Here is a 23,956-nt window from a genome sequence, read left to right as displayed (position 1 = left end):
GATTAATCTCGTCGTACCAGTCGGAAAACACCCAGTACCACAATCGCGCCGACCACGGCCACCAGGAAGCTGTGGAGATTAAACCCACTGACATCGCCGCCGATACCGAACATCGTTGCCAGCCACCCACCGACCACAGCACCGACAATACCGAGAATGCAGGTCAGAATAAATCCGCCGCCATCACGCCCCGGCATAATCAGCTTGGCGATAACCCCCGCAATCAGACCAAAAATAATCCAGGCAATAATTCCCATTTTCAGGCCCTCTTTCCAGTGAACGCATACGCAAGACATTCTTGCGCCAGCACGTTAAGTATAGGCAAGCCATCGCTACCTGCTGTTTGCACTCAGACTTAATTCATTGGCTTGGGTAAAAAATTTCATCCATTTGTATTAAGTTCCGTCTCGCAATGCCGATAACCCAACGATAAGCCAGGTATCCAGGAGTCATTAGGTGTGAGTAACTACAATGAGCAGTTCCTGAAGCAAAACCCGCTCGCCGTATTAGGGGTACTCCGGGACTTAAATTCACAGCAGGTTCCACTGCGTATCTCCTGGTCAGGAGGTCAGTTCATCAGCAAAATTCTTGCTGTCGGCCCGGACGAATTGATCATGGATTTTGGCAGTCAGGAATATGAAAACCAGGCCGTGCAACGCGCCAGCCAGATCTCAATTATCGCTGAAACGCAGGGTGCCAAGGTGGAGTTTACCCTCCCGCAACTGACAAAAGGCGAGTATCAGCGATTGCCAGCCTTTGTCTCATCGTTGCCACCTTCGCTGTGGTTCGTCCAGCGTCGGGAATACTTCCGCATCGGCGCGCCGTTACACCCGCCCTATCACTGCAAGGCGAAGATGCCGGACAACAGTCTCCTGCATTTTCGCTTATTCGATTTGTCTCTTGGCGGCATGGGCGCGCTATTAGAAGGGACAGCACCGGAGGGGCTGGTCGAAGGCATGCGCTTCTCGCAGGTTGAACTGAATATGGAACAATGGGGGGTGTATCACGTTGATGCCCAGCTCATCTCGATTACCGAGCGAAAAGTGATCGACGGAAAAAATGAGACCATCACCACTCCCCGCCTGAGCTTTCGTTTTCTCAACGTCGGCCCGGCGGTGGAGCGGAATTTACAGCGGATTATTTTTTCACTTGAGCGTGAGGCTCGGGAAAAATCGAATAAAGTGCGCGAGTAATATTACGCGCGTTACATCGCATCCAGCGCTCGCTGAAGCTTCCAGATATAACGTGGAGCCTGCGGCGCTGGATGGTTATCGACAACATGCTCGAAAAACTCATCCGCACTCAGATCGTTGATTTTGCTGATGGCTTTTTTCCTGTCAGAGGAGAACGTCCGCAGCAGCGCCCCGGCACCGTTCGCGTATGACACCACCAGCGCATATTGCATCACCTGCGGGTCTTCAATTCCCGCCAGCGGACCGGTTTCAAGAATGCTCAGATATGCCGCCCCCATGGAGATATTGCGCTCTGGATTTTTCAGCTCACTGGTCGACGGCTCACCGCTCCATCCCATACGACGATAAACATCCCGCCCAGAGGTAGAGGCTTTAAGCTGCATCAGACCGATGGCATTAGATTTACTGACTGCATTGGGGTTACCCCCTGATTCAATAGCGATAATCGCCGTAATCAATTGTGGGCTAACGCCCCAGGCAGCACCGGCTTTTTCACTGATCGGCATCCATTGCATTGCGCGTTTAACCGGAACTTCTGCATTCCATGGCGGATTTTTGTAATCCTGTTTTGAACTACAGCCCGCGAGTAATACAACCAAAAAAGCAAACCATCTCAATTTCACGTCATCTATCCTTATAGCCGGAACCTGTCGCTGAGGTGACAACGACATACCTACGCGGCATGATATACATTTGGTTTTAGTTGTAGCAAGGAAATGCCATGTCCCGGTTTCACTTAATTGCCCCGTCGGGCTACTGTATTAACCAGCAGGCAGCATTACGTGGGCTTGCGCGTCTTACTGAGGCCGGTCATCAGGTCGATAACACTGCCGTCATTACCCGCCGCTGTCAGCGTTTTGCCGGTACCGAAGCCGAGCGTCTGGCGGATGTCAACTCACTCGTTGAGCTAAAAATGCCTGATACTATTGTGATGGCGGTGCGCGGCGGCTACGGTGCGAGCCGTTTGCTGGCAGATATTGACTGGCAGGCGCTGGCCGTTCGTCAGCAACAAAACCCGTTGCTGCTGTGTGGACACAGCGATTTCACGGCCATTCAGTGTGGTCTGCTGACTCAGAGTAATGTGATTAGCTTCAGCGGCCCGATGCTGGCGGCTAACTTCGGTGCCGAGGAAATGAACGCCTTTACCGAGCACCATTTTTGGCAGGCTTTGCGCAATGCCGAATTTACTATCGACTGGCAAGGGCATGGCCCGGATTGCACTACCGAAGGCACGCTGTGGGGAGGCAATCTGGCAATGCTCATTTCGCTGATGGGAACGCCGTGGATGCCCGCCATTGAGAACGGTATTCTGGTGCTGGAAGACATCAACGAGCACCCGTTTCGCATCGAGCGCATGCTGCTGCAACTTTATCATGCTGGGATCCTCGCCCGCCAGAACGCCATCATTCTCGGCAGTTTTAGCGGCAGTGCGCCTAATGACTATGATGCCGGTTACAGTCTTGATTCAGTTTGTGATTTTCTGCGCGCCAGATTATCCGTTCCACTGTTAAGCGGCCTCGATTTTGGCCACGAACAACGCACCGTCACCTTACCTTTAGGGGCCAAAGCCGTGCTGAAAAATGATAAAAACGGCAGTCAACTCACAATCTCCGGTCATCCGGTGCTTAAATCGTAAAAAAAGCCTGCCTCAGGGCTAAGTAAAACGCTGTTTCTGTCGTTATTATGTTAGGGTTTATTAATACGAAACAGCGTAATTCAGGAGTAACCGAACGTTGGATGCCGCAGCAATCATTAGCCTTTTTATTTTGGGTTCCGTTCTCGTCACCTGCAGTATCTTGCTTAGTTCATTCTCATCACGTCTTGGTATCCCGATTCTGGTGATTTTCCTCGCTATTGGCATGTTAGCGGGCGTGGACGGCGTGGGCGGTATTCCTTTTGATAACTACCCTTTTGCCTACATGGTGAGTAACCTGGCGCTGGCGGTTATTCTGCTCGACGGTGGGATGCGCACCCAGGCCAGTTCATTTCGTGTAGCGCTGGGCCCGGCGTTATCGCTGGCGACCGTGGGTGTGCTGATTACCTCTGGCCTCACCGGCATGATGGCGGCATGGCTGTTTCATCTGGATCTCATTGAAGGGCTGCTGATTGGTGCGATTGTCGGCTCAACTGATGCTGCAGCGGTCTTCTCCCTGCTCGGCGGTAAAGGACTCAACGAACGTGTGGGCTCGACGCTGGAAATTGAGTCAGGTAGCAATGACCCAATGGCCGTATTTCTGACCATTACGCTTATCGAAATGATCCAGAACCACGAGACCGGTTTAAGCTGGATGTTTGCGGTACATATTATCCAGCAGTTTGGCTTAGGTATCGCTATCGGTCTCGGCGGTGGATATCTGCTCCAGCAGATGATTAACCGTATTTCACTGCCTGCCGGGCTTTATCCACTGCTGGCCCTGAGCGGTGGGATCCTGATTTTTGCCCTGACTACCGCGCTGGAAGGCAGTGGTATTCTGGCGGTTTATCTGTGTGGTTTCCTGCTGGGTAATCGCCCGATCCGCAACCGGTTTGGTATTCTGCAAAACTTCGACGGTCTGGCCTGGCTGGCGCAAATCGCCATGTTCCTGGTGCTTGGACTGCTGGTTACGCCGTCCGACCTGCTGCCTATCGCGATTCCGGCGCTGATTTTGTCCGCCTGGATGATTTTCTTCGCGCGTCCGTTGTCAGTGTTCGCCGGATTGCTGCCATTTCGTGGTTTCAATCTGCGTGAGCGCATTTTCATCAGTTGGGTGGGTTTGCGCGGCGCGGTGCCGATCATCCTCGCCGTCTTCCCAATGATGGCGGGCCTGGAAAACGCGCGCCTGTTCTTTAACGTCGCGTTCTTTGTGGTACTGATCTCGCTGCTGTTCCAGGGAACGTCGCTGTCGTGGGCCGCCAAAAAAGCCAAAGTAGTGGTCCCGCCCGTTGGCTGGCCGGTTTCTCGTATAGGTCTCGATATTCATCCGGATAATCCCTGGGAGCAGTTTGTTTATCAGCTCAGTGCGGATAAGTGGTGTGTCGGGGCCGCGCTGCGTGACCTGCATATGCCGGAAGAGACGCGAATTGCCGCCCTGTTTCGTGACAACGTGCTGTTTCACCCCTCAGGCAGTACCCGCCTGCGTGAAGGCGATGTACTGTGCGTCATTGGCCGCGAACGCGACCTGCCCGCCTTAGGTAAGCTGTTCAGCCAGTCGCCGCCAGTGTCGTTAGACCAGCGTTTCTTTGGTGATTTTATTCTTGAAGCCAGCGCGAAATATGCCGATGTGGCACTGATTTATGGCCTGGAAGATGGCACCGGGTATCGCGATAAGCAGCAAACGCTGGGTGAAATTGTCCAGCAACTGTTGGGGGCTGCGCCGGTCGTCGGTGACCAGGTGGAATTTGCTGGCATGATCTGGACGGTAGCCGAGAAAGAAGATAATGCCGTGCTGAAAGTGGGTGTTCGCGTTGCTGAAGATGAGGATGAGTAACGCGGATGTTTTTTGCCGGGTGGAGGCTGCGCCTTACCCGGCCTACAAAAGTTACACCGTCACTACCGGCACACGCAGCGCCAAAGAACACATTAATTCATAACCCACCGTGCCCGCCGCTGTCGCCACATCGTCGATTTTAATCTCTTTACCCCACAGCTCCACTGGCGTCCCGATCCCCGCCTGCGGGCACGGCGTCAGGTCTACCGCCAGCATATCCATGGATACCGTGCCGACCGTCCCGGTACGTACGCCATCCACCAGCACAGGCGTGCCGCTTGGCGCATGGCGCGGATAACCATCGGCATAGCCTGTCGCCACAATCCCAATGCGCTGGTCACCACTGGCAGTGTAACGACCACCGTAACCCACCCGGTCACCCGCTTTCAGCGTTTGCACGCCGATAATCTCACTGCTCAGGGTCATCACCGGTTTCAGGCCGGTATTGGCGATGTCCCGCCATTGTCCCGACGGCGATGCGCCATACAGAATAATGCCCGGACGAACCCAGTCATAATGCGCTTGTGGGTGCCACAGCGTCGCAGCCGAATTCGACAGCGAACGTCGACACTCCAGCCCTTCCGTTGCCTGCGCAATACGCGCCATCGCGTCCTTGATGCCATCCGGATGTTCAGCATCCGCAAAATGTGACATCAGCGTCATCTCACCCACGTTAGGCATTGCCCGTAACTGTTGCCAGACGGTCGCAACGCGCTCTGGTAAGAAACCCAGCCGGTTCATGCCGCTATTCACCTTGAGGTAAATATCCAGCGGCGCGTTCAGGCGGGCATTTTGCAACGCTTTGAGCTGCCAGTTACTGTGGACACAAGTGGTCAGACGATATGTGTCATACACCGTCAGGTCTTCGGCATGGAAAAAACCCTCCAGCATTAAAATCGGTCCTTTCCATCCCCGCTCGCGCAGGGTGATCGCCTCCTCGAGATTGAGCATCGCGAAACCATCGGTCGTTCCCAGTGCATTCCAGACACGTTCTATACCGTGTCCGTAGGCATTAGCTTTTACGACCGACCAGACGCGGGAGTCCGGCGCAGCCTGACGCGTAATGGTCAGGTTTTGTTTCAACGCCTGCAGGTCAATGCTGGCCAGTATCGGGCGGGTCATCTCGCGTCCTTATTAGTTATGTACGCCATGTAAATGCCGCGGGCGAGACGGGGTAAATCCCGGACTGTAACGCGCCACGCTCAGATCGTCATAAGGTATGGCAGGCGTGCGACCAGAGAGGATATCGCTCAGCAACTGACCGGATCCACACGCCATCGTCCAGCCCAATGTGCCATGACCCGTATTGAGCAGCAGATTCTTAAAGCGGGTACGCCCCACCACTGGCGTTCCGTCTGGCGTCATCGGGCGTAGCCCGGTCCAGAAGGTCGCCTGTTCCACATGCCCACCGCGTGGAAAGAGATCGCGCACCACCATCTCCAGCGTTTCACGACGTGGTTGTAGTAGCTCAGTATTAAAACCAACAATCTCTGCCATACCGCCAACACGAATACGCTCATCAAAACGGGTAATGGCGATTTTGTAGGTTTCATCAAGAATAGTTGAAACCGGAGCGCCGTCATCTTGCGCCACCGGAATGGTTAATGAGTAGCCTTTGAGCGGATACACCGGAATATCAACGATCCCTTTGAGCATCGCCGTGGAGTACGAGCCAAAGGCCATCACATAGGCATCGGCTTTGACTATCTCTTCTCCGCACTGAACGCCATAAATCTGCTCGCCATCGCTCAGCAGCTTATCGACCGGAGTGTTAAAACGGAATTTTACCCCCGCCTGCTCGGCCATTTGCGCCAGACGCTGGGTAAACAGCTGACAGTCACCGGTTTCGTCATTCGGTAACCGTAACCCGCCTGTCAGTTTGTGCGCGACCTCTGCCAGCGCAGGTTCGACTTCCGCCAGGCGACTTGCTTCCAGCAGTTGATAGGGTACGCCCGCATCTTCGAGCACGGCGATGTCGCGGGTGGCGTTCTCATATTGTTGAGCGGTACGGAACAGTTGCAGGGTTCCGCCCTGACGTCCTTCATACTCGATACCGGTAGAGGCACGTAACGCTTTCAGGCAATCACGGCTGTATTCCGCCAGGCGCACCATCCGCCCCTTGTTTTCCATGTAGTGGCTGGTATCGCAGTTGCGCAGCATTTGCCACATCCATTTCAACTGGAACTGCGTCCCGTCGAGGCGTACTGCCAACGGCGCGTGGCGCTGAAACATCCATTTAATCGCTTTTAGCGGTACGCCTGGGGCCGCCCACGGCGCGGCATAACCAGGGGAGATTTGCCCGGCGTTCGCCGCACTGGTTTCCAGTGCCGGCCCCGGCTCACGATCGATGACGGTGACATCGTGTCCAGCCTGACTTAAATACCAGGCGCTGGTCACGCCAACGACGCCACTTCCCAGTATGACAACTCGCATAGCCACTCCGTTAACAGTAAAAGAACAATCTTCTAATTACATCTTGATAACTCAGTTGAAAATATTATTCAACATATGGCTTTTTTATGGTGATGTATCTCACACATAGCAGTGATTGCAGGGAAGTCTCTGCTTTGGCATCTCCTGCTGTGCGTTATTTTTATCCAGCATAAAATTTTGTTACCTGGCCGTTTTTCGACGCTTCGCTGACGTGAAATCGCAAAGAAAAAATTTCTCCTGCAGCACGTTTTTTAACACCATGATCTATGCTTGAAATGAGGTACTCCAGACAGAGAGTGCCGCCAACAATGAGGGTGCGCGAATGGCTACGATTGATTCCATGAACAAGGACAGCACACGGTTAAGCGATGGACCCGACTGGACGTTTGATCTGCTGGATGTCTATCTGGCAGAGATAGACCGCGTGGCGAAACTCTACAGGCTGGATACCTACCCGCACCAAATCGAGGTGATCACCTCCGAGCAAATGATGGACGCCTATTCCAGCGTTGGGATGCCGATCAACTATCCGCACTGGTCGTTTGGTAAAAAGTTTATTGAAACCGAACGCTTGTACAAGCATGGTCAGCAAGGGCTGGCCTATGAGATTGTTATTAACTCCAACCCGTGTATCGCGTACCTGATGGAAGAGAACACCATCACCATGCAGGCACTGGTCATGGCGCATGCCTGCTATGGACATAACTCTTTCTTCAAGAATAACTACCTGTTCCGCAGTTGGACGGACGCCAGTTCCATCGTCGATTACCTGATCTTCGCGCGAAACTACATTACCCAGTGTGAAGAGCGTTACGGCGTGGATGAAGTCGAAAAGCTTCTCGACTCCTGCCATGCGTTGATGAACTACGGCGTGGACCGCTATAAACGCCCGCAAAAGATCTCACTACAGGAAGAGAAGGCCCGGCAGAAAAGCCGTGAAGAGTATCTGCAAAGTCAGGTGAATATGCTGTGGCGTACGTTGCCGAAGAAAGAGGAAGAGAAGACGATCTCTACCGCGCGTCGTTATCCTTCTGAGCCGCAGGAAAACCTGCTGTATTTTATGGAGAAAAATGCCCCACTGCTTGAATCCTGGCAGCGAGAGGTCCTGCGCATTGTGCGTAAGGTGAGCCAGTATTTTTATCCGCAGAAACAAACTCAGGTGATGAACGAGGGATGGGCAACCTTCTGGCACTACACCATCCTCAATCACCTTTATGATGAAGGCAAAGTCACCGAGCGCTTTATGCTGGAGTTTCTGCATAGCCATACCAACGTGGTATTCCAGCCACCGTATAACAGTCCATGGTATAGCGGGATAAACCCGTATGCGCTGGGCTTTGCTATGTTCCAGGATATCAAACGTATTTGTCAGTCGCCCACCGAGGAGGACAAATACTGGTTCCCAAATATTGCGGGTTCCGACTGGCTGGAAACGCTGCATTTCGCGATGCGTGATTTTAAAGATGAGAGCTTTATCAGCCAGTTCCTGTCACCAAAAGTGATGCGCGATTTCCGCCTGTTCACGGTGCTGGATGATGACCGCCATAATTACCTGGAAATTTCAGCGATTCACAATGAAGAGGGGTATCGCGAGATCCGTAACAGGCTGTCATCGCAATATAACCTGAGCAATCTGGAGCCGAATATTCAAATCTGGAATGTCGATCTGCGCGGCGACCGTTCACTGACCTTGCGTTATATCCCACATAACCGCGCGCCGTTGGATAAAGGACGCAAAGAGGTGCTTAAGCATGTGCACCGGCTATGGGGTTTTGATGTGATGCTGGAGCAGCAGAATGAAGATGGCAGCGTTGAGCTGCTGGAGCGTTGCCCGCCAAGGATGAACGGCCTGTAACGCTTATTGCCGGAGGCGGTGTAAACACCATATCCGGCCTACGACGTAGACGCATTGTAGGCCGGATAAGACGCTTTGGCGTCACCATCCGGCATTGCGCGATTAGCGTCCCTGAATAGCTAAATCGCCCGGTAAATTCTTCTGCATACGGTGCCAAATCTCACCACTGTCGTGACCATAGCGGCGCACCGTTTCATAGACCAAATCATGAGCGCCCTGCTCACACAGCTCTGACAGCTTACGGTAGAAGTTCAACGCCAGGCCGCGCGCTTCCGGGTTGGCAAAGTAATGACGGCCAATACGCGTATAAAGTCCTTTCATACCGTTGAGGATCAAACCGTAAATCGGATTGCCCGATGCAAATGCCAGACCACGGAAAATGTTGTAGTCCAGATCGGCAAACGCGTCAGCATGGTCAGCAACCTGATTCGCCGTGGCCAAAACGTCCTGGGCTTTATCAGGATGTTGGCGGAATGCGGTGCGAATAAAGATCGTCGAGATGTTAGTACGCACAGACAGCAGATTATCAATCAACTGCGGAACACTTTCGTGATCGAGACGCGCCAGCGTTTCCAGGATATTCAGTCCGGAGGTTTCCCAAAAGTTATTCACTTTCGTCGGTTTGCCGTGTTGAATGGTCAACCAGCCGTCCCGCGCCAGACGCTGCAAAACTTCGCGTAACGTGGTACGTGTTACTCCAATGAGTTCGGAGAGTTCACGTTCAGCGGGCAAAATAGTGCCAGGTGGGAAGCGGTTATTCCAGATACTCTCAATGATGTACTCTTCCGCGAACCCAGCAGGGCTTTGCGCCTTAATGACCATAGTGATAATTCCATTACACAGCAAAACATAGTTACACACATCATACCAGACGGGTTTCTTAGCTGATAGCTGACGCAACGAAGAAAAAGTGGATCAAGGCTTCATTTTCCAGATAACGCTGATACGCAGTCGGTACGATAAGCCACGTGAAGAGCTTGCCTGCGTTCACTCGTGCCGCTAAGCTTTGCGGTCAAACATAAAAACATGATTTCATTTTTACAGGTAAGGGAAACTGCCATGGAGCTATCATGGGGCCGCGCTATGTGGCGCAACTTTTTAGGCCAGTCGCCGGACTGGTATAAACTTGCACTGCTCGTCTTCTTAATCATTAACCCGCTTATTTTTTTCATCAATCCCTTTATCGCGGGTTGGTTGCTGGTGGCCGAATTCATTTTTACGCTGGCAATGGCGCTTAAGTGTTATCCACTGTTGCCGGGCGGGCTGTTAGCCATCGAAGCTGTCGTCATCGGCATGACCAGCGCCACTCATGTTCGTGAAGAAGTTGCCGCCAACCTTGAAGTGCTCTTGCTGCTGATGTTTATGGTGGCGGGCATCTACTTTATGAAGCAACTGCTGCTGTTTATTTTTACCCGACTGCTGCTCAGTATTCGCTCCAAGATGCTGCTGTCGCTGGCCTTTTGTGTTGCCGCTGCCTTCCTTTCGGCGTTCCTCGACGCATTGACCGTGGTCGCGGTCGTGATCAGCGTGGCGGTCGGTTTTTACGGTATCTACCATCGCGTCGCCTCTTCCCGCCCGGGAGATAACAATTTGCTGGATGACAGCCATATCGACCAGCACAATAAAGTCGTACTGGAGCAGTTCCGCGGTTTTCTGCGCAGCCTGATGATGCACGCGGGAGTCGGCACAGCCTTAGGCGGTGTGATGACCATGGTTGGCGAACCGCAGAACCTGATTATCGCCAAAGCGGCTGGCTGGCATTTTGGTGATTTTTTCCTGCGCATGTCGCCGGTCACCGTCCCGGTGTTGATTTGCGGTCTGCTCACCTGCCTGCTGGTTGAAAAGTTACGTTGGTTTGGCTACGGTGAAACATTGCCGGAAGCTGTCCGTGGCGTTCTGCAACAGTTTGACGATGAAAGCCGGCAACAACGTACCCGCCAGGATAAAATCAAGCTGATTATTCAGGCAGTCATCGGCGTATGGCTGGTCGTCGCCCTCGCGCTGCATCTGGCAGAAGTTGGATTAATTGGCCTGTCGGTGATTATTCTGGCGACTTCGTTAACTGGCGTTACTGACGAACACGCTATTGGTAAAGCCTTCACCGAGTCGCTGCCGTTCACCGCACTGCTGACCGTGTTCTTCTCTATCGTTGCGGTGATTATCGATCAACAGCTCTTCTCGCCGATTATTCATTTTGTTTTGCAGTCTTCTGAGCATGCACAGCTGACCCTGTTCTATCTTTTCAACGGCCTGCTGTCGTCAATTTCAGACAACGTCTTTGTTGGCACAATTTACATCAACGAAGCGAAAGCGGCGCTGGAGCACGGGACGATTAGCCTGAATCAATATGAACTGTTAGCGGTGGCGATCAATACCGGGACCAACCTGCCTTCCGTGGCCACGCCAAACGGCCAGGCAGCATTCCTATTCCTGCTGACCTCCGCGCTGGCACCGTTGATTCGCCTTTCTTATGGTCGCATGGTGTGGATGGCTCTGCCGTATACTCTCGTCCTGACGCTCGTCGGTCTGCTTTGCGTAGAGTTCACGCTGGTTCCAGTGACCGAGTGGATGACGCAAACAGGCTGGTTAGCTACACTTTCATAACAATAAACCGGGTAAATCACTGCCCGGTTTGACTTTTTGCATGATAATTATCCGATTACACAATATTTCAATTGCCGCTAGTGGCGCATAAATTGAATTGGTTTAAACTGCGGTCTCTACGCATGTTGCAGGGAAATTATTATGTTGCGATTTTTAAACCAGTGCTCCCGTGGGCGTGGAGCGTGGTTATTGCTGGCGCTAACCGCCCTGGCGTTGGAACTTGTTGCCTTGTGGTTCCAGCATGTCATGCTGCTAAAACCCTGCGTGTTGTGTATTTACGAACGTAGCGCATTATTTGGCGTGATGGGTGCTGGTCTGGTGGGCGCAATTGCCCCAAAAACGCCACTGCGTTATGTGGCAATGCTTATCTGGATTTACAGCGCCTGGCGCGGGCTTCAGTTAGCGTATGAACACACGATGATTCAGCTTCACCCGTCACCGTTCATGACCTGTGATTTTGCCGCGCGCTTTCCGAGTTGGTTACCGCTGGATAAATGGCTGCCGCAGGTATTTATGGCATCCGGTGACTGCGCTGAGCGTCAGTGGTCATTTTTAACCCTGGAGATGCCGCAGTGGCTGTTGGGGATTTTTGCCGTGTATCTGGTCGTTGCAGTGTTGGTGCTGATTGCTCAGCCCTTTAAACCGAAAAAACGTGACCTCTTCGGTCGCTAACAGAACGCTCCTTCGGGAGCGTTTTTTTTGCCATAATGTCATTGCTTGCTGGCATCTATAAGATGTATATTAAATACATCTTATAGATGCCATACAAAGGAGATGTCTTATGTCCCATTTACGCATCCCGGCAAACTGGAAAGTTAAACGCTCTACTCCCTTCTTTACGAAAGACAATGTCCCGGCCGCCCTGCTTTCTCACCACAACACAGCAGCCGGCGTTTTTGGACAACTCTGCGTGATGGAAGGCACTGTAACGTATTACGGCTTTGCCAATGAAGACGCAAAAGAACCTGAAGTAAAAGTGGTCATTAATGCCGGACAGTTCGCGACCAGCCCACCGCAGTACTGGCATCGTGTTGAATTAAGCGACGATGCGCAGTTCAACATTAATTTCTGGGTTGAAGATGACAACCATAGTGATGAGATGTATCAGGCGAAAAAGTCTTAATCCTTAACGCCTGTTAATCGATGGGCGGCTTAGTCCGCCCATGAAGGTTTGTTCAATATATGGTCCTGCCAGTCACGCACTTCTGATTCTTTCACCGCGATATGGCGTACTGAAATACGCTCACCGTGCATTGCCGCCTTTGACCCCGTCAGCAGCGGATGCCACTCCGGCAGCCCTTTACCTTCCGCGAGCAGACGATAGGCGCAGGTCATCGGCAACCATTCAAAAGTCGGCAGATTATCGCGCGTCAGCTTGATGCAGTCAGGCTCGTACTCGAATCGACGTTCGTAATTACGGCACTGACAGGTTTTGATATTGAGTTGCTTACACGCGACGTTGGTAAAGTAGATTTCGTCGGTGTCTTCATCCATCAGCTTATGCAGGCAGCATTGGCCGCACCCATCACATAATGACTCCCACTCGGCATCGGTCATTTCATCAAGGGTTTTACTTTGCCAGAAAGGTATGTCGCTCATCAGGGTATCCGCTATTTCACTAAAGCTGCACCTTATAACCAGTCTGGCACGTTGATGCAAGTTTTGCCGCCCGAAATAGGCGGCAAGCAGAGGTTACAGCACCCGGGTGGTTAGCGTCTGACCATGGAAACTGATAGCCAGCTCATCACCGCTGCGTAACGGCCCAACGCCAGCTGGCGTCCCAGTCAATACCACATCACCGGCTTTAAGCGTGAAAAATCGGCTCATGTAAGCAATCAATGGGACAATATGATGGATCATATCCGCCGTAGTGCCCTGCTGGCGGACTTCGCCATTCACCGTTAATCCGAGCTGAGTATCCTGCGGATCACCGTTAAATTCCGCTACCGGAATAAACCCCGACAGCGGGCAAGAGTTGTCAAAACCCTTCGCTTTTTCCCACGGCTGGCCCGCTTTTTTCATTTTGCCCTGAATATCACGCAGGGTCAGGTCCAGCGCCACACCATAGCCAGCGATGGCTTTGCGCACATGCTCTTCTGTCGCCTGGCGCAGGGTTGCACCGATCAGCACGGCCAGTTCAACTTCGTGATGGACGGACCCCATATCCGCCGGAATGACCAGCGGTTGGCGCAAATCACACAGCGCAGTTTCAGGCTTAATAAACAACACTGGCTCTTCCGGCGTTGCTCCCCCCATCTCTTTAATGTGGTTTGCATAATTGCTACCGACGCAAACCACTTTGCTCACCGGATAATCCAGCAGAGCACCATGCCAGTTGTGATGTTGATACATTACTTTCCCCTAACGTAGTCATAGATTTCAGGTACTGCATCGATGAGACATGCTGCTGCCGGATGCAGTTTAACGTTTAGCGTCTGATGTATTTTCTTTTACCGCAGATAAATGCTGTTTGAGTAAATCTTCAGGCGGCGGTGGTATTTGTAAATAATAGCCCTGCTCGGTTAGTGCCTGTTTTACTTTTTCAAGATCGGCATTAACCAGTTTTTTACGACCATCAAGCGGTAAAATCATTGCCAGCTTTGGCTGGCCAAACCCTTTCATCAGTTCTTCAGGAACACGCGAGAAATCGTCTTTTTTTTCGACATATAAATAGGTCTGGTCACGTTTGCTGCTTCGGTAGATCACACAAAACATATCTTTTACTCTGAATTCACGGAATGGTGGCTTGCCTCAATATAATACTGACTATAACATGCCTTATAGTCTTCGGAATATCACCCCGCACTGGGGATGATAAATAGCAAATTGAGTAAGGCCAGGATGTCAAACACGCCAATCGAGCTTAAAGGCAGTAGCTTCACCTTATCAGTGGTTCACTTACATGAAGCAGAACCCGAGGTTATTCGTCAGGCGTTGGAAGACAAAATCGCGCAGGCACCTGCTTTTTTAAAACATGCTCCCGTCGTAGTTAACGTGAGTGGTCTTGAAAGTCCGGTAAACTGGTCAGCGCTGCAGAAAGTTGTCGCGTCTACCGGATTGCGCATTATCGGCGTTAGCGGATGCAAAGATGCCAGACTCAAAGCTGAAATCGACGAAATGGGTCTTCCTTTACTGACAGAAGGTAAAGAAAAAGCCATTCGTTCCGCACCTGTTGAAACTCCGGCACCTGCCGTACCGCCACAAAACGTTACTCCCATCACAAAAACACGATTAATAAATGTACCGGTTCGTTCCGGTCAGCGTATTTATGCTCCACAATGTGATCTGATTGTTACAAGTCACGTCAGTGCGGGCGCAGAGCTTATCGCTGATGGCAATATTCACGTTTATGGCATGATGAGAGGCCGTGCGCTGGCGGGCGCAAGCGGCGATCGGGAAGCGCAAATTTTTTGTACCCATCTGACGGCAGAACTGGTGTCTATCGCAGGTGTTTATTGGCTGAGTGATAAAATCCCAGCAGAATTTTATGGCAAAGCGGCACGTCTGCAATTGGCAGAGAACGCTTTGACAGTTCAACCGTTGAATTGATCCCTTTTTAACAAGGAATTTCTATGGCACGCATTATTGTTGTTACTTCGGGTAAAGGGGGCGTTGGCAAAACCACCTCCAGCGCGGCCATCGCTACAGGTTTGGCCCAGAAGGGAAAGAAAACTGTCGTTATTGATTTTGATATCGGCCTGCGTAACCTTGATTTGATTATGGGTTGTGAACGCCGCGTCGTTTATGACTTCGTCAACGTTATTCAGGGCGATGCGTCGTTAAATCAGGCGTTGATCAAAGATAAACGTACCGAAAATCTCTTTATTCTTCCGGCCTCACAGACTCGTGATAAAGACGCACTGACCCGTGAAGGCGTCGCGAAAGTTCTGGACGACCTGAAAACGATGGAATTTGACTTCATCGTCTGCGACTCCCCGGCAGGTATTGAGACCGGCGCGCTGATGGCCCTGTATTTTGCCGACGAAGCCATTATTACCACCAACCCGGAAGTGTCTTCTGTACGTGACTCTGACCGTATTCTGGGTATTCTGGCGTCGAAATCTCGTCGCGCTGAAAATGGCGAAGATCCGATTAAAGAGCATCTGCTGCTTACGCGCTATAACCCTGGCCGCGTAAATAAAGGTGACATGCTCAGCATGGAAGACGTACTGGAAATTCTGCGAATCAAGCTGGTTGGTGTGATTCCGGAAGATCAGTCAGTCCTGCGCGCGTCTAACCAGGGTGAGCCGGTTATTCTCGACATCAATGCTGATGCCGGTAAAGCCTATGCTGATACCGTAGACCGTCTGTTGGGAGAAGAACGTCCTTTCCGCTTCATTGAAGAAGAGAAGAAAGGTTTCCTCAAACGCCTGTTCGGAGGATAAGTTATGGCATTACTGGATTTTTTTCTCTCGCGGAAAAAGAGCACAGCGAACATCGCTAAAGAGCGGCTGCAGATTATTGTTGCGGAACGTCGTCGTAGTGACGCAGAGCCACATTATTTACCGCAACTGAGGAAAGATATTCTCGAGGTTATCTGCAAGTATGTACAAATTGATCCTGAAATGGTCACCGTACAGCTTGAACAAAAAGACGGCGATATTTCTATCCTCGAACTTAACGTGACTTTGCCTGAAGCAGAAGAGTCTAAATAGCATCTTTTGTAAATGAGTCATGGTTGAAAAAAAGGCAGATTATTCTGCCTTTTTTATTTTTGATCGTAGTCCAGGCTGTGCCCCATTTATTCCAAACTGAACTTCGGGTAGTTCTCAGCAAAATAGCGACGTAAATACTCCACGGTAATACGGATTTTTGCCGATGTCGCCAGACGTGACACATAAACAGCCCAAATATTTGCTGGTTGATAATAGTCAGGCAATATATGAACAAGATGCCCACTGGCGATGTTATCGCAGACATCCCACCATGAACGTAGCGCAATCCCCTGACCATCGACACACCATTGGTGAACAACTTCGCCATGATTGGAGGAGAGCGGCCCCGTCACCTTGATCGAGTGCACGCCCTCTTTATTACGCATTTGCCAGATGCCAAATGGATGATCGCGCTCTTTAATCACCAGGCAGGGCAACGTGGACAGATCGTTCAGTTGCTTCGGTGTACCGTGCTGCGCCACAAACTCAGGCGATGCACACAATACTCGATAATTGGTCGCCAGCTTACGTGCGATCAAATTGGGTGCAATATCATCCCCGATGCGGATATCAAGATCGACACCTTCATTAACCAGATCGACTAACCGATCCTCAACGTCAAACCGCAACTCCAGCTGCGGATACTCTTTTGCCAGCGCTGACAACGCTGGAGCCACTACACGGCGACCAAAACCAAAGCTGCTGATAATACGTAACATCCCCTGCGGGATCTGCCGGACATCAGACAGCTCATCCATCATCTGATCCACATCCTGCAGGATCCGCTGAGCCCATTCGTAGATCCGCTCCCCCTCTTCCGTGATGGTTACGCGTCGCGTAGTCCGGTGCAGCAGCACTACATTCAGCGTCTGCTCCAGCAGGGCAACTCGCTTACTGATAAAAGCCGGTGAAACGCCTAGCTCCTCGGCAACGGCGGCAAAACCCGCACGGCGGGCAACCAGCATAAAGACGCGTAAATCATTTAACAGCGGCAGATTATTCATGATCTGTGTTTTATGTTTCACCAGTTGGAGGGATTAACTATTAATCAGTCAATTATAGGATAAGGGGAAAGTCAATTTTGATGGCGTACAAGTGAGAGCTGCTATGAAGAAAACCTGTCGTATTGCCGCTATCCCCGGAGATGGCATTGGTAAAGAAGTCCTGCCTGAAGGCATTCATGTGTTACAAGCGGCCGCTGAGCGCTGGGGGTTGTCGCTCAGCTTTGAGCAAATGGAATGGGCCAGCTGCGAGTACTATATGCATCACGGCAAGATGATGCCCGATGACTGGCATGAACAGTTGAAATCCTTCGATGCTATCTACTTTGGTGCGGTCGGCTGGCCGGACACTGTACCGGATCACATCTCACTATGGGGCTCGTTACTCAAGTTTCGTCGGGAGTTCGATCAATACGTCAACCTGCGTCCGGTACGCCTGTTTCCTGGTGTTCCTTGCCCACTGGCGGGTAAGAAACCTGGCGACATTGATTTCTACGTTGTACGTGAAAACACCGAAGGCGAGTATTCATCACTGGGTGGGCGCGTAAGCGAGGGTACCGAACATGAAGTGGTCATTCAGGAGTCGGTCTTCACCCGTCGCGGCGTGGATCGTATATTGCGTTACGCTTTCGAGCTGGCTCAAAACCGCCCACGTAAAACCCTGACCTCGGCGACCAAATCCAATGGCCTGGCTATCAGCATGCCTTACTGGGATGAGCGCGTTGAAGCTATGGCGGCTCACTATCCCGAGATCCGTTGGGATAAACAGCATATCGACATTCTGTGCGCCCGCTTTGTGATGCAGCCAGAGCGTTTTGACGTGGTGGTCGCCTCTAACCTGTTTGGCGACATCCTGTCCGATTTGGGACCTGCCTGCACTGGCACGATTGGCATTGCACCTTCGGCAAACTTAAATCCGGAACGAACCTTCCCATCGTTGTTCGAACCGGTCCACGGTTCGGCCCCGGATATCTACGGCAAGAATATTGCTAACCCAATTGCCACCATCTGGGCTGGTGCGATGATGCTGGATTTCCTTGGCAACGGCGATGCGAATTATCAGGCGGCCCACGATGGCATTCTGGCTGCGATTGAACAGGTTATTGCCAGCGGCCCGAAAACGCCGGATATGAAAGGCAATGCCACCACTCAACAGGTAGCTGACGCTATCTGCCGGGCACTGCGTTAGAGGTCAAACCACGAAATATGAGCCGCGTCACTGACGCGGTTTTTTTATGTGTTCTGTACGTCAAATAACCTGCGTGAATTCACCTTTTATTATTTCCGTTCCGTGTTTTATTGCTTCACGCATCAGGCAATTGTTTAATTCATGTAAAGAACAAATAATAAAATTGTTAAATACGAAGCGACAAAATCTTACCCTACAGCATGATAACAACGACAGGCTAATGCCAAACGCGGGCGACTATGCCCAGGAGATCATCCATGTTGAGCAACGTAAAGAAAAAAGATGTGCCACTGATAGCCATCAGCCTGGTGGCTATTCTTTTTATCGCCGCCACACTCAGTTTCTTCCCTCAGCAGTCTGCACAAGTTGCAAATACCATTTTTAACGGCGTAACCCGAATGCTGGGTTCCGCCGTGCAGATCCTGGTCCTCATGGCCATGGGGCTGGTTGTCTGGCTGGCCACCAGCAAATACGGCAATATTCGCCTCGGTGAAGGTAAAGCGGAATACAGTACCCTTTCCTGGCTGTTTATGTTTATTTGCGCTGGATTAGGCTCCTCCACGCTCTACTGGGGGGTTGCTGAATGGGCCTATTACTACCAAACGCCGGGGCTGAACATCGCCCCACACTCACAAAAGGCCCTGGAATTCAGTCTGCCTTACTCCTTTTTCCATTGGGGGATCAGCGCATGGGCGACCTACACGCTGGCCTCGTTAACCATGGCCTACCATTTCCATGTGCGTAAAAATAAAGGCTTGAGCCTGTCCGGGATAATTGCTGCTATCACCGGCGTTCATCCACAGGGCGTATGGGGAAGACTGGTCGATTTGATGTTCCTGATCGCCACCGTCGGCGCGTTAACCATCTCCCTGGTCGTTACCGCTGCAACCTTCACTCGTGGTTTATCAGCACTCACCGGTTTACCGGATAACTTCACGGTGCAAGCCTTTGTGATCTTGTTCTCTGGCGGCATTTTCTGCCTGAGCTCCTGGATTGGCATCAACAATGGTCTGCAACGTCTGAGCAAAATGGTCGGCTGGGGGGCATTTTTACTGCCGTTGGTGGTACTGATTGTCGGCCCAACCGAGTTCATCACCAATAACATCATCAACGCTATTGGCCTGACGACACAAAACTTTTTGCAGATGAGTCTGTTTACCGATCCACTCGGTAACGGTGAGTTTACCCGCAACTGGACGGTGTTCTACTGGCTGTGGTGGATCTCCTACACCCCGGGCGTCGCTATGTTTGTCACGCGCGTATCCCGCGGTCGCAAAATTAAAGAGGTTATCTGGGCATTAATCCTCGGTAGCACCGTTGGCTGCTGGTTCTTCTTCGGGGTGATGGAGAGCTACTCTATCCATCAGTTTGTCAATGGCGTGATTGATATCCCGCAGATCATGGCAACGCAGGGCGGAGAAACGGCTGTGCAGCAGGTACTGATGTCACTGCCTGCCGGGAAGCTGTTCCTGGTCGCGTATCTGGCCATCATGATTATTTTCCTTGCCTCGCATATGGATGCTGTGGCCTACACCATGGCAGCCACCAGCACACGTAATCTACAGGAAGGGGATGATCCTGAACGTGGCTTACGTTTGTTCTGGTGTGTGGTCATCACATTAATTCCATTATCAATTTTATTCACCGGTGCGTCTCTGGAAACAATGAAGACCACGGTGGTACTGACCGCCCTTCCCTTCCTCGCCATCCTGTTGGTAAAGGTCGGCGGTTTTCTTCGCTGGGTACGGCAGGATTATGCCCATGTTCCTGCTCACCAAATTGAAAGTCATCTTCCCGAAGCACCGGGCGACGCGCCTGTCACGCCACCGGCTGGGACACTACTCAAAGGCGGCAATTAAGCGCCAGTCAAAAATCTTCTTACTCACAAATTAAAGGTAATCCAATGAGCAATCTGAGCCCTGAGTTTATTCTGCCGCAAAATTTTTGTGCCAATCCGCAGGACGCCTGGACTATCCCGGCACGGTTCTATACCGACCAGCAGGCTTTTGAACACGAACAAGAGAACGTGTTTGCCAAAAGCTGGATTTGTGTTGCCCACAGCAGCGAACTGGCAAAGCCAAATGACTATGTCACGCGTGAAGTGATTGGTGAGAACATCGTGCTGGTGCGTGGCCGCGATAATGTACTGCGCGCATTCTACAACGTCTGCCCGCATCGTGGTCATCAACTGCTGAGCGGCGAAGGGAAAGCCAAGAACGTGATTACCTGCCCCTACCACGCGTGGGCATTCAAACTTGATGGCAATCTGGCTCATGCCCGTAACTGTGAAAACGTCGCCAACTTTGACAGTGAGAAGGCTCATCTGACACCAGTGCGACTCGAAGAATATGCCGGTTTTGTATTCATCAATATGGACCCGAACGCCGGTAGCGTTGAAGATCAGCTTCCGGGACTGGCAGCCAAAGTCGTCGAGGCCTGCCCTGACGTGTACGATCTGAAACTCGCCGCGCGTTTCACTACCCGCACGCCGGCCAACTGGAAAAATATCGTTGATAACTATCTGGAGTGCTACCACTGCGGTCCGGCCCACCCTGGTTTTTCCGACTCAGTACAGGTTGACCGTTACTGGCATACCATGCACGGCAACTGGACGCTGCAATACGGTTTTGCCAAACCCTCTGAACAGTCGTTTAAGTTCGAAGAAGGTGTTGATGCTGCGTTCCACGGCTTCTGGTTGTGGCCGTGCACCATGCTTAACGTCACGCCAATCAAAGGCATGATGACCGTTATTTATGAATTCCCGGTGGATGCAGAAACCACACTGCAAAACTACGACATCTATTTCACTAATGAAGAGCTGACCGAAGAGCAAAAAGCGCTGATCGAATGGTATCGCAATGTCTTCCGCCCTGAGGATTTACGCCTGGTTGAGAGCGTACAAAAAGGTCTGAAATCACGTGGCTATCGTGGACAGGGACGCATTATGGCGGATACCAGCGGTAGCGGAATCTCCGAACATGGCATTGCCCATTTCCATAACCTGGTCGCTCAGGTGTTTCAGGATTAATCAGTGAAGGAGTTCGTCATGACCGTTTTTCAGACTTCACTTTTTCGCCAGCAGGCGTTTATCGCCGGACTGTGGTGTGATGCCGATGACAGTAACACGTTGTCGGTCAGCAACCCGGCAACAGGGGCCGTTCTGGGACAAATTCCCAACATGGGAACGTCAGAGGCGCAACGCGCCATTGATGCCGCCTCTCAGGCGCTTCCTGCCTGGCGGGCAATGACCGCAGCCCAACGTTCCACGTTGCTTAAAGCCTGGCATCATTTAATTCTCGACAACAAAACGGCGCTGGCGCAAATCATGACCGCCGAGCAGGGCAAACCGCTGGCTGAGGCGGAAGGAGAGATTGTCTATGCCGCGTCGTTTATTGAGTGGTTTGCCGAGCAGGCTAAACGTACTAATGGCGAGATTATCCCCTCGCCTGCGGCGGATAAACGGTTGATGGTTATCCGTCAGGGTATCGGTGTCTGCGCGGCAATAACACCATGGAACTTCCCTGCGGCAATGATCACCCGCAAAGCCGGTCCCGCGCTGGCTGCAGGTTGTACGATGGTAGTAAAACCGGCCAACGAAACACCGTTTACCGCTCTGGCGCTGGCAGAACTTGCACGTCAGGCCGGTATTCCGGCGGGTGTTATCAATGTCGTGACCGGAAAGTCCCGCGAAATTGGTGCATTGTTCACCGCAGACGATCGCGTACGCAAACTGTCGTTTACCGGCTCTACCGAGGTAGGGCGCGTACTGATGCGCCAGTGTTCCGATTCTATCAAAAAGGTCTCACTGGAGCTGGGCGGCAACGCGCCGTTTATCGTATTTGAGGACGCGGATCTCGACAAAGCCGTTGAAGGCGCGCTGGTGGCTAAATTCCGCAATGCCGGACAGACCTGTGTTTGCGTGAACCGTTTTTACATTCATCAGGCTGTTTATGACGCGTTTTGCGAGAAATTCGTGGCCCGGGTCGCCGCTCTGAAAGTCGGCAACGGTGAGCAACCCGGCGTACAAACCGGTCCGCTGATCAATAGCGCCGCCGTCGACAAAGTGCAGTCGCTTCTTGATGACGCGCTGACGCGGGGCGCCACGCTGTTAACCGGGGGTCAACGCCATGCTCTGGGAGGAAACTATTTTACGCCCACCGTCATCGGCAACGTGCAGCCGGGCACGCAGTTGCTCCAGGAAGAGATATTCGGACCGGTCGCCGCGCTGGTGAAGTTTGAAGATGAACAGGATGCGATCCGCCAGGCAAATGACACCATTTATGGACTGGCCTCCTACTTCTACAGCAATGATGCCGCACGCATCTGGCGTGTTTCAGAGCAACTGGAGTATGGCATGGTCGGTATTAATACCGGACTGATCTCGAATGAAGTCGCCCCTTTCGGTGGTGTGAAGCAATCAGGGCTGGGACGAGAAGGTTCTGAACACGGTATCGAAGATTACCTGGAGATGAAATATCTCTGCCAGGGGCTGTAACGACAGATTCCGGCGCGCCGGGTAACCCGCGCCGGACAGATTTTTTAGGGAGTGCCGCAATGTCTGAATATCAAATGCGAGAAGTTCAGGTCAGTCAGATTGAAACGATTACCGCGCATGTAAAGCGCTTCACCTTAACGGCTGCCTCAGGCGATCCGTTGCCTGCGTTCCAGGGCGGCAGCCATATCATCGTGCAGATGCACGATGGCGAAAATCTCTATAGCAACGCGTACTCGCTGATGAGCTCGCCGTTGGATACCCGCACCTGGCAAATCGCTGTGCGCCTGGAGGAGAATTCCAAAGGCGGCTCACGATACCTGCATCAGCAGGTCAAACCCGGCGATACGCTGACGATTTCCACGCCCAATAATCTTTTCGCCCTCGAACCGCAGGCGCAAAAGCATTTGTTAATTGCTGGCGGCATCGGTATTACGCCCTTCCTGTCGCAGATCCCGGAACTCGAAAGCGCCCAGGCACAGTGGCAGCTACATTACTGTTCACCCAGCCCTGAAAACTGCGCGTTTCATGATGAACTGAAACAGCACCGCCAGGCCGATCGCATTCATCTGCACCTTTCGAGTGAAGGCACACGCCTCGACCTGGCACGTCTGCTTGCCGATGTAGAACCCGGCACCCATATTTATACCTGCGGCCCGGCCGTGCTTAACGATGCCGTAAGAAGCGAGGCCACCCGCCACGGTCTGGATAACAATACGCTGCATTTCGAGCAATTTGCGGTAGAAGATAAAAGCGGTGATGCTTTCACCCTCGTGCTGGCACGTTCCGGACGTGAGTTTGTCGTTCCGCAAGAGATGACGATTCTGCAGGTTATCGAAAATAACAAAGCTGCCAGAGTCGAGTGCCTGTGCCGTGAAGGCGTGTGCGGTACCTGTGAGACGACGATTCTTGAAGGGGAAGCGGATCACCGCGATCAATACTTTAGCGACGACGAAAAAGCCAGCCAGCAGAGCATGCTTATTTGCTGTTCACGTGCCAAAGGCAAACGCCTGGTGCTTGATTTGTAGAATTTAACCGACCGGATAAGCGATGGACTCCCCGGTCGG

24 protein-coding genes are annotated in these 23,956 nt (G+C 52.1%); 15 read left to right on the top strand and 9 right to left on the bottom strand.

Features of this window, described 5'->3' with window-relative positions; translation table 11 throughout:
- Positions 1-2: 2 nt before the first annotated feature.
- On the bottom strand, positions 3-257 hold the full coding sequence (locus tag OGY19_RS02175) for a GlsB/YeaQ/YmgE family stress response membrane protein (protein ID WP_048212573.1): 255 nt from the start codon (positions 255-257) through the stop codon (positions 3-5).
- A gap of 201 nt (positions 258-458) precedes the next feature.
- Between OGY19_RS02175 and ycgR the strand changes: the two genes are divergently transcribed.
- Entirely contained in the window at positions 459-1,193 is a 735-nt protein-coding gene (ycgR, locus tag OGY19_RS02170; protein ID WP_048211430.1) for a flagellar brake protein YcgR, read from the top strand.
- An 11-nt stretch (positions 1,194-1,204) separates the two neighbouring features.
- Here ycgR and emtA read toward each other — a convergent pair whose 3' ends face one another.
- Positions 1,205-1,816 (bottom strand): membrane-bound lytic murein transglycosylase EmtA, encoded by a 612-nt coding sequence (gene emtA / locus OGY19_RS02165; RefSeq protein WP_048211429.1) that lies wholly within the window; start codon positions 1,814-1,816, stop codon positions 1,205-1,207.
- Positions 1,817-1,914: 98 nt separating this feature from the next.
- Here emtA and ldcA point away from each other — a divergent pair, with 98 nt between their 5' ends.
- Positions 1,915-2,829, top strand: a complete 915-nt coding sequence (ldcA, locus tag OGY19_RS02160; RefSeq protein ID WP_286596208.1) for a muramoyltetrapeptide carboxypeptidase — start codon at positions 1,915-1,917, stop codon at positions 2,827-2,829.
- Between the two features lie 97 nt (positions 2,830-2,926).
- Positions 2,927-4,660, top strand: coding sequence for a potassium/proton antiporter (locus OGY19_RS02155; RefSeq protein WP_040232328.1), 1,734 nt, complete (start codon positions 2,927-2,929; stop codon positions 4,658-4,660).
- 51 nt (positions 4,661-4,711) lie between these two features.
- Here the strand turns inward: OGY19_RS02155 and dadX are convergent, their stop codons facing one another.
- Positions 4,712-5,782 carry a catabolic alanine racemase DadX gene (gene dadX, locus OGY19_RS02150; RefSeq protein ID WP_048211427.1) on the bottom strand — a complete coding sequence of 357 codons (1,071 nt, stop codon included), beginning with the start codon at positions 5,780-5,782 and terminating at the stop codon, positions 4,712-4,714.
- Between the two features lie 12 nt (positions 5,783-5,794).
- Complete coding sequence (locus tag OGY19_RS02145; protein WP_061068049.1) at positions 5,795-7,093, bottom strand: D-amino acid dehydrogenase; 1,299 nt, start codon at positions 7,091-7,093, stop codon at positions 5,795-5,797.
- A gap of 322 nt (positions 7,094-7,415) precedes the next feature.
- Here OGY19_RS02145 and OGY19_RS02140 point away from each other — a divergent pair, with 322 nt between their 5' ends.
- Positions 7,416-8,948 carry a SpoVR family protein gene (locus tag OGY19_RS02140; protein ID WP_048211425.1) on the top strand — a complete coding sequence of 511 codons (1,533 nt, stop codon included), beginning with the start codon at positions 7,416-7,418 and terminating at the stop codon, positions 8,946-8,948.
- A 102-nt stretch (positions 8,949-9,050) separates the two neighbouring features.
- Here the strand turns inward: OGY19_RS02140 and fadR are convergent, their stop codons facing one another.
- On the bottom strand, positions 9,051-9,770 hold the full coding sequence (fadR, locus tag OGY19_RS02135; RefSeq protein ID WP_005122254.1) for a fatty acid metabolism transcriptional regulator FadR: 720 nt from the start codon (positions 9,768-9,770) through the stop codon (positions 9,051-9,053).
- A gap of 237 nt (positions 9,771-10,007) precedes the next feature.
- Here fadR and nhaB point away from each other — a divergent pair, with 237 nt between their 5' ends.
- The 3 genes from nhaB (at position 10,008) to OGY19_RS02120 (ending at position 12,675) form a co-directional block, all read left to right on the top strand.
- Positions 10,008-11,552 (top strand): Na(+)/H(+) antiporter NhaB, encoded by a 1,545-nt coding sequence (gene nhaB, locus OGY19_RS02130; RefSeq protein ID WP_048211424.1) that lies wholly within the window; start codon positions 10,008-10,010, stop codon positions 11,550-11,552.
- Positions 11,553-11,693: 141 nt separating this feature from the next.
- Complete coding sequence (gene dsbB, locus OGY19_RS02125; protein ID WP_115601895.1) at positions 11,694-12,224, top strand: disulfide bond formation protein DsbB; 531 nt, start codon at positions 11,694-11,696, stop codon at positions 12,222-12,224.
- A gap of 109 nt (positions 12,225-12,333) precedes the next feature.
- Complete coding sequence (locus OGY19_RS02120; protein ID WP_016153372.1) at positions 12,334-12,675, top strand: TehB family protein; 342 nt, start codon at positions 12,334-12,336, stop codon at positions 12,673-12,675.
- Positions 12,676-12,704: 29 nt separating this feature from the next.
- On the opposite strand, the gene ycgN is transcribed toward OGY19_RS02120, so the two are convergent.
- The 3 genes from ycgN to OGY19_RS02105 all read right to left on the bottom strand — a co-directional run bounded on the left by ycgN (position 12,705) and on the right by OGY19_RS02105 (position 14,267).
- Entirely contained in the window at positions 12,705-13,151 is a 447-nt protein-coding gene (ycgN, locus tag OGY19_RS02115) for a cysteine cluster protein YcgN (protein ID WP_003020944.1), read from the bottom strand.
- 93 nt (positions 13,152-13,244) lie between these two features.
- The gene (locus OGY19_RS02110) at positions 13,245-13,904 is read right to left on the bottom strand and encodes a fumarylacetoacetate hydrolase family protein (protein ID WP_061068050.1); all 660 of its coding nucleotides are present in this window, start codon (positions 13,902-13,904) and stop codon (positions 13,245-13,247) included.
- Between the two features lie 69 nt (positions 13,905-13,973).
- Positions 13,974-14,267, bottom strand: coding sequence for a YcgL domain-containing protein (locus OGY19_RS02105; protein WP_048211421.1), 294 nt, complete (start codon positions 14,265-14,267; stop codon positions 13,974-13,976).
- A 126-nt stretch (positions 14,268-14,393) separates the two neighbouring features.
- Here OGY19_RS02105 and minC point away from each other — a divergent pair, with 126 nt between their 5' ends.
- Genes minC through minE form a run of 3 tightly spaced genes read left to right on the top strand, consistent with a single transcriptional unit; the run spans position 14,394 to position 16,207 of the window.
- Positions 14,394-15,101, top strand: coding sequence for a septum site-determining protein MinC (gene minC, locus OGY19_RS02100; RefSeq protein WP_048211420.1), 708 nt, complete (start codon positions 14,394-14,396; stop codon positions 15,099-15,101).
- Positions 15,102-15,124: 23 nt separating this feature from the next.
- Positions 15,125-15,937, top strand: coding sequence for a septum site-determining protein MinD (minD, locus tag OGY19_RS02095; protein WP_003020956.1), 813 nt, complete (start codon positions 15,125-15,127; stop codon positions 15,935-15,937).
- Positions 15,938-15,940: 3 nt separating this feature from the next.
- On the top strand, positions 15,941-16,207 hold the full coding sequence (gene minE / locus OGY19_RS02090) for a cell division topological specificity factor MinE (protein ID WP_001185666.1): 267 nt from the start codon (positions 15,941-15,943) through the stop codon (positions 16,205-16,207).
- A gap of 86 nt (positions 16,208-16,293) precedes the next feature.
- Here minE and OGY19_RS02085 read toward each other — a convergent pair whose 3' ends face one another.
- On the bottom strand, positions 16,294-17,211 hold the full coding sequence (locus OGY19_RS02085; RefSeq protein WP_048211419.1) for a LysR family transcriptional regulator: 918 nt from the start codon (positions 17,209-17,211) through the stop codon (positions 16,294-16,296).
- Between the two features lie 103 nt (positions 17,212-17,314).
- Between OGY19_RS02085 and OGY19_RS02080 the strand changes: the two genes are divergently transcribed.
- The 5 genes from OGY19_RS02080 to OGY19_RS02060 all read left to right on the top strand — a co-directional run bounded on the left by OGY19_RS02080 (position 17,315) and on the right by OGY19_RS02060 (position 23,917).
- The gene (locus OGY19_RS02080) at positions 17,315-18,397 is read left to right on the top strand and encodes a tartrate dehydrogenase (RefSeq protein ID WP_048211418.1); all 1,083 of its coding nucleotides are present in this window, start codon (positions 17,315-17,317) and stop codon (positions 18,395-18,397) included.
- Between the two features lie 257 nt (positions 18,398-18,654).
- Positions 18,655-20,256: a BCCT family transporter gene (locus OGY19_RS02075; RefSeq protein ID WP_048211417.1), complete on the top strand. Its 1,602-nt coding sequence runs from the start codon at positions 18,655-18,657 to the stop codon at positions 20,254-20,256.
- 44 nt (positions 20,257-20,300) lie between these two features.
- The gene (yeaW, locus tag OGY19_RS02070) at positions 20,301-21,425 is read left to right on the top strand and encodes a carnitine monooxygenase, oxygenase subunit YeaW (RefSeq protein ID WP_115601894.1); all 1,125 of its coding nucleotides are present in this window, start codon (positions 20,301-20,303) and stop codon (positions 21,423-21,425) included.
- Positions 21,426-21,443: 18 nt separating this feature from the next.
- Positions 21,444-22,892 (top strand): NAD-dependent succinate-semialdehyde dehydrogenase, encoded by a 1,449-nt coding sequence (locus tag OGY19_RS02065; protein WP_115601893.1) that lies wholly within the window; start codon positions 21,444-21,446, stop codon positions 22,890-22,892.
- A 59-nt stretch (positions 22,893-22,951) separates the two neighbouring features.
- Positions 22,952-23,917 (top strand): PDR/VanB family oxidoreductase, encoded by a 966-nt coding sequence (locus tag OGY19_RS02060; protein WP_115601892.1) that lies wholly within the window; start codon positions 22,952-22,954, stop codon positions 23,915-23,917.
- The last annotated feature ends 39 nt before the right edge of the window (positions 23,918-23,956 follow it).

It is taken from the genome of Citrobacter sp. Cy070 (genome assembly GCF_030332245.1).
Classification (GTDB): domain Bacteria; phylum Pseudomonadota; class Gammaproteobacteria; order Enterobacterales; family Enterobacteriaceae; genus Citrobacter; species Citrobacter youngae.
The sequence above is the reverse complement of the archived record's forward strand: the minus strand, read 5'-3'. Positions and strand labels throughout refer to the sequence as shown.